The sequence below is a fragment of the Pseudescherichia vulneris genome, assembly GCF_902164725.1.
GTDB classification, from domain to species: Bacteria; Pseudomonadota; Gammaproteobacteria; order Enterobacterales; family Enterobacteriaceae; genus Pseudescherichia; species Pseudescherichia vulneris.
In genome coordinates this window covers 2,521,452-2,530,594 of sequence record NZ_LR607338.1, presented here as the reverse complement: position 1 = coordinate 2,530,594, position 9,143 = coordinate 2,521,452, and the positions used below count along the sequence as shown (strand labels likewise).

Genomic DNA, 9,143 nt, shown 5'->3' with positions numbered 1-9,143 from the left:
GGCGCTACGCTTACTGGGCCTACAAATTACACCGTGCTTACGTAGGCCGGGCAAACGCAGTGCCGCCCGGCGTTTATAATGACTAGAGGATAGTCCCGTTTTTGGTGAGCTGTTCGCGGCGCGCCTCCACCTCTTCCTGATGGTGCCGTCCCTTGTGGGCGATGGTGTTACGCAGGCGCTGCTGCTGGGTATAGCGATCTTCCCGGCTCAGCGCTGCGTCATTGCTGAGCTCGACCAGCAGCTCATTCATATGCGCAATCACGCTCTCCTTGATAGCGGCATCCACGCGCGTGACAACCTCTTCCAAATGCGACATATCCTCTCCTGTGTCTGTTAATTCAGTTTAGCTTTTGAGAAATCACTGCCCATCAGGCTAACGCTATACCCGGTTACGTTGCTGCGGGTGGCATAGAAGGTTTTACCGTTCGCCAGCGCAATCCACGGGGCCTGCTGGTAGAACACCTCTTGCGCCAGGGAGTACAGCCTGGCGCGCTCTTCCGGTACGGAGGTTAGCTTCGCCTTTTTCACCAGCCCATCATAGGTTTTATCACACCAGCGGGCGGCGTTCGAGCCGGTTTCAATGCTATCACAGCCCAGCAGCACGTCAGCAAAGTTGTCTGGATCGCCATTGTCGGACATCCAGCCAAACAGCGCGCTGTCATGCTCGCCTTTGCGCATTCCTGAGAGGTATTCACCCCACTCGTAGGAGACAATCTTCGCCTTCACGCCTACCTTCGCCCAGTCGCTCTGGATCATTTCGGCAATACGCTTCGAGTTCGGATTGTAAGGACGCTGTACCGGCATTGACCACAGCGTGACCTCCGCGCCCTTCTCCAGACCGGCCTGCTTCAGCAGCGCCTTGGCCTTCTCCGGATCGTAAGCGTAATTTTTGAGGTCTTTATTAAAGCCGAGCATGTTTGGCGGCAGCGGCGATTTCGCTACCGTGCCGGAGCCCAAGAAGACGGCGTTAACAATGGCCTTTTTATCGGTGGCATAGTTCAGCGCCTGGCGCACCAGCACGTTATCAAAAGGTTTTTTCTCGGTATTGAATGCGAGATAGCCGACGTTCAATGCATCTACCGAATGTAGAGCCAGATCTTTGTTCTTTTTGATCACGTCGAACTGAACCGGGGACGGCGCAGGAATAATCTGGCACTCGTTGGTTTGCAGCTTCGCCAGCCGCGTCTCCACGTTCGGGGTGATAGAGAAGATCAGGTGCTTCGTCGGCACCTCACCGTCCCAGTAATTTGGGTTAGCAATATAACGGATCAGCGCGTCACGCTTATACTGCTGCAGCGCATACGGCCCGGTACCGATTGGCCAGGTATCGACATTCTCCGGGGTGCCCTTTTTCAGCATGGCATCCGCGTATTCTGCCGAGAGGATCGAGGCAAAATCCATGCCCCAGTCGGCAAGGAACGCAGCATTGGGCTCGTTCAGGACGAACTGGACATGGTAATCATCGACCTTTTTGACTTCTTTGATCAGCTTGTCGAGGCCGACATCGTTGAAGTATTCGTAGTTGCCCTGAGAGACGTTGTGATACGGGTGGTTAGCGTCTTTCTGACGCATCACCGAGAAGATCACATCATCGGCATTAAAGTCGCGGGTCGGCTTGAAGTACTTATTGCTGTTAAATTTCACGCCCTGACGCAGAGTAAAGGTGTAGGTCTTACCGTCCGGGGAGATAGTCCAGCTGGTTGCCAGTGACGGCACCGGGGTGTTTTTCACCGGGTCGAAGTTGATCAGGCGGTTATAGAGCGTCTGGGAGCTGGCGACAAAGCTCGGGCCAGAGCTGGCAATCTGCGGGTTAAAGGATTCCGGAGAGGCTTCAGAGCAATAAATAAGGGTATCGTTGGCTGCCGCCCATGCCGCACTCGCGGGCAGAAGCGTGCTGAGCGCCAGCGCGAGCAGCGTTTTGCCGGTAGACAGTTTTCCTGAAAACATAATTAAAACCTTATTATTTTATTAAAACGTGATCTCAGCATAGCAGTGAAAATCTGGCAAATAACGAATCACTATCAGGTTATGCCAAAGCAGTTGATTTTGCTGATTTCTTCGCCTTTCCCCACCGTTTAGTTTGCCTTAAGGTATTCCGCAAACGTCAAGTAAAAAGCGTCCGCGCAATGCCACGAGAATTCACCGCTTTTTGCCTCTCCTCCACCGTTTGCTTGCTATTACATCTCGTAAAGTAGAGGCGTGAAGAAGTCTATGGGATGAAAACGTGGCAAAAACTCTCTTGCGCAGCGGCGATCTGGATGATTTTCAGGCCGTTGGCGGTGGCGGCCAGGCCGTCTTTGATTCGGCATTGCAAATTCGTGAAGCGTTACGTCTGCGTAAGCAGCAGGCGATGGTGGACTGCCTCGCCATACCGCAGATTAACGACGACGGCGATCGCGTGGACTGGTACTCCCCGGTCGAGGGTCGGGCGGTAAGCTGGAAAGCGGCGGACGACGAGTCCCGCTTCCGCGCCCTGCGTTTTCTGGAAAGCACGCTCGACAGCGCCGCGGCCCTGAGCCGGAAAAGCCTGCAGTCGCCGAAAACCGCCCAGCAGCTGTTTGGCTCCCTGCTGGCGAAAGCGCTGCAGTTTCCCGGCGTGAACCACGTGTTCCTCGTGGATGGCAAACCGGTCATTACCTTCTGGGGCTTTGTTGACCTGAACGAGAGCGCCCGCGAGGATGTGCTCGCCTGCCTGCGGGAAGAGGAGCCGCCTGCCCCGATCATCGAGATGCCGGAAGAGAGCGATGTTGAAGAGGAAGCCCCTGCCGTGGCGACCTTCAGCAAAGCCGATGAACCGTTGCTGGCCGCCGTGCCGGAGATGACGACTCAACAGCCTCCCGAACCGCCGCAGCTTGAACCCGCGCCCGCACCGGTTGTGTCGCCTGCCGCCGTTGACGCTGCGCCTGTTCCTCCTAAGCGCCGCGTTGGTCTATGGGCGCTGCCGGTGGCCGCCGTGGTGGTCGCCGCCGTTGCCGCCCCGCTGCTCTGGCCGCATCAGCCCGCAGAGCCTGAATCAACGCCTGCCATTAAAACAACCGCCGCGCAGCCCGCGGCTCCGCAAACCATCGCGCCTGCCCCGGTCGAGGCTGAGCCTGCGCCGGTGCTCACGGCCTCGCTGCCGCTGCATCAGGCGGAAGTGGTGGCGGCCAAAGCAGCGCCTGCCCCGGTGGTAGAGAAAGCCAGCGAACCGACCATCACCGCTATCCCGAAAGATGCGCTGGTGATGGATGCCAACCAGGTTAAAGCCGGCAGCACCCGTTTTCTTAACGGCAGCTGGCGCGTGATGCTGGATATCAAAGATGAAGTGACCGGCAAGCCGCCTACGCTGCGCTTCGACATCCAGAATAACAAAGGCACCGCCCGCCTGGTGCAGGGTAAAAATATTGTCTGCCGGTCTGAGATCTTCTCTGGCCTGCACGACACCGGCGTCCTGATGATCAAAAGCCGCGGTCACGCGCGCTGCAGCGACGGCTCTCGCTACCCGATGCCGGAGATCTCCTGCACCGCAGGCACCAGCGACGTTGCCCAGTGCAGCGCCCGGTATGATGCCAAAACCATTGTTCCGTTGACGTTCAGAAAAACAGGTTCCTGATTTTATGCTGGTTAATCTTTGCGATTACAAACAGAGCGTCACGCTGATTGCCAACAGCGGCGTGCAGTTTCTCGACTTTGGCCTGACGCCGCAGGCTTCCTTACAGAGCGGACGCTTTGTACGAAAAACCGCTAACGGGCCGCTGCTGCGTCTCGATTACGATCTGATCAACAGCCGCTATACGCTGCCCACCCGCGACGGCGGCCAGCCCGAGGTCGTGAAGCCGGAGATCACCCTGCCGCTGCTTGAGTCGCTGTCGGTGCTGGACGGCGTCTGGCTGCCCATACCTTTCTTGCGCTTTAACCCGCCGCGTACCTTCGTGGAAGGCCCGGATAACTGGGCTCGCGTGCAGATCCGCAAGCTGGCCGAGCCGGACAGCGCAGGCAACACCCACCGCGTGACCCTGGCGCTGGACAGTCAGATCAACGATCTCTCGCCTGGGGCGTTGGCCCCGGTCACCAATGACATCCTGAACGGTACCCGCTTTGCGCTGGCATGGCGCGACGACGAGGTGTTTGATTTTCTCGATCAGACCTGGATTGATGGCTGGCTACGCGAGGCGTTTTTGCACTACGCCACCAGCGTCGAAAACCGCAGCGAGCGGGAGATTGCCCAGGCCCTGCGCGGCTTTGAGTATCAGGCCCACTGGCTCAACCTGCTTACCCTGCTGGGCGAGCAGCTGACGGTGCCAGAAGTTAAAATCGTTACCCATACCCTAAGCACCCCGGCTATTCCGGTAGATCTGATCCTCGATGTCGGCAACACCCATACCTGCGGCGTTATCATTGAAGATCAGGGCGACGCCAACGATGGCCTGCGCCAGACGGCAGAGCTGCAGGTGCGCTCCCTGAGCGAGCCGCAGTTTTTAAACGAGCCGCTGTTTACCAGCCGGCTGGAGTTCTCCGAAGCCCGCTTCGGCAAACAGCACTTCTCCGTGGAGAGCGGGCGCGAAGATGCCTTCGTCTGGCCCTCGATCGTTCGCGTGGGCGACGAGGCCCGCAAGCTGGCGATGCAGCGCCTGGGGACCGAAGGCAACAGCGGTATCTCCAGCCCGCGCCGTTACCTGTGGGATGAGACCCCGGTGCTACAGGACTGGCGCTTTAGCCAGATGAACAGTAAGTCCCTGCGCGAGCCGTTGGCAACCGCCTTCCCGCTAATGAACCTGATGAACGACGACGGCCAGCCGCTCTACACCCTGCCGCTGGATGAGCGCCTGCCGGTGTTCTCGCCCCAGTACAGCCGCAGCACGCTGATGACGCATATGCTGTGCGAGCTGCTGGCTCAGGCTTTAGGGCAGATCAACAGCGTGGCGACGCGCCTGCGTCTTGGCTTCCCAGCCTCGCCGCGCCAGCTGCGCACCATTATTCTGACCCTGCCCTCGGCGATGCCAAAGCAGGAGCGCGAGATCTTCCGCCGCCGCATGTTTGAAGCCATCGCCCTGGTATGGAAAGCGATGGGCTGGCACCCGCAGGATGACGATTTCGCTAACAGCAAGCAGCGCGATAAGAGCGTGGTGCCCGTCCCGCAGATCCAGATGGAGTGGGATGAGGCGAGCTGTGGCCAGCTGGTCTGGCTCTATAACGAAGCCATCTCCCACTACGCCGGACAGACCGAGACCTTTTTTGCCTCCCTCGCCCGCCCGGACCGCATCGGTGCGCCGGACGAAACGCCGGGCCGCGCCCTGCGGGTAGCGTCGATCGATATCGGCGGCGGCACCACCGATATGGCCATCGTCCACTATCAGCTGGATGACGGAACCGGGAGCAACGTCAAGATCACCCCGCACCTGCTGTTCCGGGAAGGGTTTAAAGTAGCAGGTGACGATATTCTGCTGGATATTATCCAACGCTGTGTGCTGCCCGCCCTGCAAACCCAGCTGCAAAAGTCGGGGATCGCCGACGCCGCCGCGCTCATGGCAACGCTGTTTGGCGACTCTGGCCGCATCGACACCCAGGCGGTGCTGCGTCAACAGACCACGCTGCAACTCTTTATGCCGATCGGCCATGCGATCCTCTCAGCCTGGGAGCAAAGCGATATCAACGATCCGCTGGCAGGGCTGCACGCCACCTTTGGCGACCTGCTGACCCAGCAGCCGACGCGCAACGTTATGAACTACCTCAAGCAGGCCATCGATCACGCCCTGCCAGCCAGCGCCCCGGCGTTCGATCTCTTTGCCGTGCCGCTGCAGGTAAACTTTAGCGATCTGCAGGCAGCGATGCTGGGCGGACAGTTCACCCTGACCGCGCCGATCCATGCCGTATGTGAAGCTATCTCCCACTACGGCTGCGACGTGCTGCTGGTCACCGGGCGTCCGGGCTGCCTGCCGGGCGTGCAGGCGCTGATCCGCCACCTGCAGCCGGTTCCGGTTAATCGAATGGTGTGGCTGGATAAGTACCGGGTGCACGAGTGGTATCCGTTTAGCCAGCAGGGGCGGATCGGCAATCCGAAATCCACCGCCGCCGTTGGGGCGATGCTGTGCAGCCTGGCGCTGGATCTGCGCCTGCCGCGCTTTAACTTTAAAGCAGCGGATATTGGGGCTTACTCAACCGTGCGCTATCTCGGCGTGCTGGATAATGTGGTAAATACCCTGCGCGACGAGAACGTCTGGTATGAAGATATCGATCTGGATAAGTCGGGTGCCAAACTGGATGCCCGCCTGCACTTTCCGCTGCGCGGCAACGTCACGCTGGGCTTCCGCCAGCTCGCCAACGCCCGCTGGCCCGCAACGCCGCTCTATACTTTGAGCATTAACTCGCCGGAGCTGGCGAAAGCCATCGCTGGCGACGGCGTGCTGAACGTGCGGCTGGCCCTCACCGGCGGCAGCAAGGCGCTGGGGCCGGAAGCGTTCACCCTGAGCGAGGCCTGGCTACAGGACGGAACGCCGGTCGCCGCCGATGCGTTGACGTTTAAACTGAACACCCTGGCCGATCGCCGCCACAGCGGCAGCCACTACTGGATTGACAGCGGGAGCGTGTACCTAAAATGAGAGATGTGAGCAAAACCTCCCAGGCATTAATGGCATGGATAGATGAGACCCGCCAGCACGCCCCGCTGCTTGACGATGACGCCGACGCCCTATTGCTGCGCCTGACCGCCGCCGCCGCGCACGAGAGCGTGCTGGCCCGCGCCGCTAGCCAGGCCCGCACGGTGGGCCTCTATGGTCACGCCCAGGCGGCGAAAGCCCATCTGCTTGCCGCCCTGTGCAGCAGCGGCAGTGGACGGATTAACGTCAAGGCTGGCGAGAAGAGTTTCGATTACCTGAGCCATATCAATCCGGGTCATGCCCTGACCGGCATGGCGCTGCGCTTCACCACTGACGTTCAAAACGTTGACGATGCGTTTCCACTGCGTCTACGTCTGATTAGCGAAGCGGAGCTGGTGCAGGTCTTTATCGCCCATGCCGCCGGACAGCAGGAACGCCACCTTGTCGACCGGGCGGTGATTGAAGATCGCCTTAACCGCTGGGGCGGGCTGCGTCAGCCGCATCCGGTGGCGGGCCTCACCGCTGAGGACGTCGGCGCTATCGCCGCGTTCTGGCGCACCACCGTGCCTGCCGCACAGCAGCAGATCGACGACGGCCTGTGGTACCAGCTCGCTACCCTGATCCCCTCCCTCGATCTGCGTGCCCGGGCCAGCGCCTGGTCGCTGCTGTGGGGTGAGCAGCAGGCGCTGACCCAGCAGTGGCTAGCCCTGGCGCACGTTCTGCATCAGACCGGCAATGCCGCCGAGCTGGCTGCGCCGCTAAGCCTGCTGGTAGATAACTTTGCCCTGCCGACGGAGGGATTCTTGAACCCACTGGCGGCAGAGAGCATGGAGGCGCAGGCGGAGGTAGTGGTTCATCCTCTGTCAAAAGACGAGCTGCAAAACGCGGTAAGCATTCCCCTCGCCACTCTCTCCCTGCTGACCTACGAGCTGGTGCTGTGCGTTGAAAACAGCGTGCTGGACGGGGTAGACATTGTCGATATTCCCTGCCCGGCGGCGCAGCCTCAACGCCCGCTCTGGCACAGCAAGTGCCGCTGGCTGCTGGAGCGCTATCGTCAGCAGCTCCAGCCGGACGTGCTGATGATCTGCAACGCCACGCCGCAGCGCAGTGCCACCGCCGTCACGGCCAGGGCCTTGTTGAACTGGGTGCAGGAGACGCAGTCGGGCCAGGAGACAGCGCTGCCAGGACTGGTGTGGGCGATTACGCCTCAGGACGCGCGGTTTACCACCTCGCTGAATCTTGATGAAACCGTGCAGCAGCTGCTGGGCAAACCTGGACAGCGCTGGGGGACCCTGCAGGCGCTCGACGCCAGCAGCCTGCAGCGGCTGATTGAGTGGCTATCTCAGGCCACCACGCCGTCGCTGCGCCTGAGCCGACTGACTGCCCTGCGCGTGCGCCACGATCGGATGCTGCGCGATCTGATGCAGCCCCTGCTCTCGCCGCTAACAGAGGATGCGGATACCCGCCGCGCCCTTGCCGAATCGGCCATTCGCGAGCTGCAAGGCCAGGCTGGACGCCATGGTGAACTGCTGGAAGGAGTGCTGCCAGAGATGAAGCAGTTTGATGCCCTGTGGAAGGTACAGCTGCCGCGTGAGGAGAAGGTGAGCGGCCTGTTTAACGAGGCGATCGATCTCTTTGCCGATGCGCAGGAGATGCCGGAACGCGCCAGTGCCGCCCGGGATGCCGGTCAGCAGGCGCACGCCATGTGGGTGAATCATCTTCGCCAGTGGAGCCGCAGCGCGGAGAGCGCGGCACGGCTGGGCATCACCCCGGCTACGCTGCGCCAGGTAGCGGACACGATTATCACCACCAGCTACCGGCTGGATCTCGCCAGCCAGCTGCAAACCCTGATGCAGCGGGATAACGCTTGCGCAGCGCAGCTGCATGCGGCGATTGGCAATCTGATTGCCTGGCTTGGCTACGCCGACGTTGCGATAGACCAGCGCCCGGCCAGCCGCATCCAGAAAGGCAGCGCAATCTTCAGCACCGATGCGCCAGCCCACACCGAAGGCAGACTGACGCGACTGGGCGATCAGCCGGTTCACGCCGCGACACGCTACGTTTATGACTGGCTGGTGGCGCTCTATACCCGCAGCAACGAGAACATTGGCTATCAGCACCCCTCCGACGTGACGGATGCCCAGCGCAAAACGTTATTAACGCTTCTGCCTTAATCGGCTCCCCCGGTGACGCAGCGCGCGCCGGGGACCCTCTTTACGGCCGCACCCTTAGAACAGGGAGATCAGCAGCGCCACCGGAAAGCTCATCGGCCAGGTCGAGCCGATCAGAAACGCACACAGGAAGCGGATCCGCTTGCGATCCTTTGACAGGAACCAGGTGATGAGTGCACAGATCGTCGCCATCACGGCGTAGAAGACCAGCATTTTTTGGTATAGGGTCATAGCCGACATTTGCTCAAAATAGAATAAAACGCGCGCAATATGCATTTTTTATTGATGTAAATCAAGCTTTATCCCTGCGAAAGCGAGGGAAACCGGACTTGTCGATTATGTCGAGGGCGAAAGGCGAATAGAAGAGCAAGACAGGCAGGCGGCGGTACAGATTTGC

General features: G+C 60.3%; 6 protein-coding genes. 3 read left to right on the top strand and 3 right to left on the bottom strand.

Features of this window, described 5'->3' with window-relative positions; translation table 11 throughout:
* Nucleotides 1-82: 82 nt before the first annotated feature.
* Both FN633_RS10785 and FN633_RS10780 read right to left on the bottom strand, forming a co-directional pair.
* A complete protein-coding gene (locus FN633_RS10785; protein WP_154057708.1) occupies nt 83-316 on the bottom strand; it encodes a DUF2526 family protein in 234 nt (77 codons plus the stop codon).
* A gap of 17 nt (nt 317-333) precedes the next feature.
* Nucleotides 334-1,932 carry an ABC transporter substrate-binding protein gene (locus FN633_RS10780; protein ID WP_154058908.1) on the bottom strand — a complete coding sequence of 533 codons (1,599 nt, stop codon included), beginning with the start codon at nt 1,930-1,932 and terminating at the stop codon, nt 334-336.
* A gap of 292 nt (nt 1,933-2,224) precedes the next feature.
* Between FN633_RS10780 and FN633_RS10775 the strand changes: the two genes are divergently transcribed.
* The 3 genes from FN633_RS10775 to FN633_RS10765 are packed head-to-tail and all read left to right on the top strand — an operon-like array spanning nt 2,225 to nt 8,749.
* Entirely contained in the window at nt 2,225-3,592 is a 1,368-nt protein-coding gene (locus FN633_RS10775) for an SrfA family protein (protein WP_154057707.1), read from the top strand.
* Nucleotides 3,593-3,596: 4 nt separating this feature from the next.
* Entirely contained in the window at nt 3,597-6,578 is a 2,982-nt protein-coding gene (locus FN633_RS10770; protein WP_154057706.1) for a virulence factor SrfB, read from the top strand.
* Entirely contained in the window at nt 6,575-8,749 is a 2,175-nt protein-coding gene (locus FN633_RS10765) for a virulence factor SrfC family protein (protein WP_154057705.1), read from the top strand. Before FN633_RS10770 ends, FN633_RS10765 begins: the two co-directional genes overlap by 4 nt.
* Nucleotides 8,750-8,803: 54 nt before the next feature.
* Here the strand turns inward: FN633_RS10765 and FN633_RS10760 are convergent, their stop codons facing one another.
* Nucleotides 8,804-8,977, bottom strand: coding sequence for a GhoT/OrtT family toxin (locus FN633_RS10760; RefSeq protein ID WP_072015224.1), 174 nt, complete (start codon nt 8,975-8,977; stop codon nt 8,804-8,806).
* Nucleotides 8,978-9,143: the final 166 nt, after the last annotated feature.

Excerpts from the sequence above, each read along its gene's own strand:
- FN633_RS10785 (WP_154057708.1), bottom strand. The coding sequence starts at position 316 with ATGTCGCATTTGGAAGAGGTTGTCACGCGCGTGGATGCCGCTATCAAG.
- FN633_RS10770 (WP_154057706.1), top strand. The coding sequence starts at position 3,597 with ATGCTGGTTAATCTTTGCGATTACAAACAGAGCGTCACGCTGATTGCC.
- FN633_RS10765 (WP_154057705.1), top strand. The coding sequence starts at position 6,575 with ATGAGAGATGTGAGCAAAACCTCCCAGGCATTAATGGCATGGATAGAT.
- FN633_RS10760 (WP_072015224.1), bottom strand. The coding sequence starts at position 8,977 with ATGACCCTATACCAAAAAATGCTGGTCTTCTACGCCGTGATGGCGACG.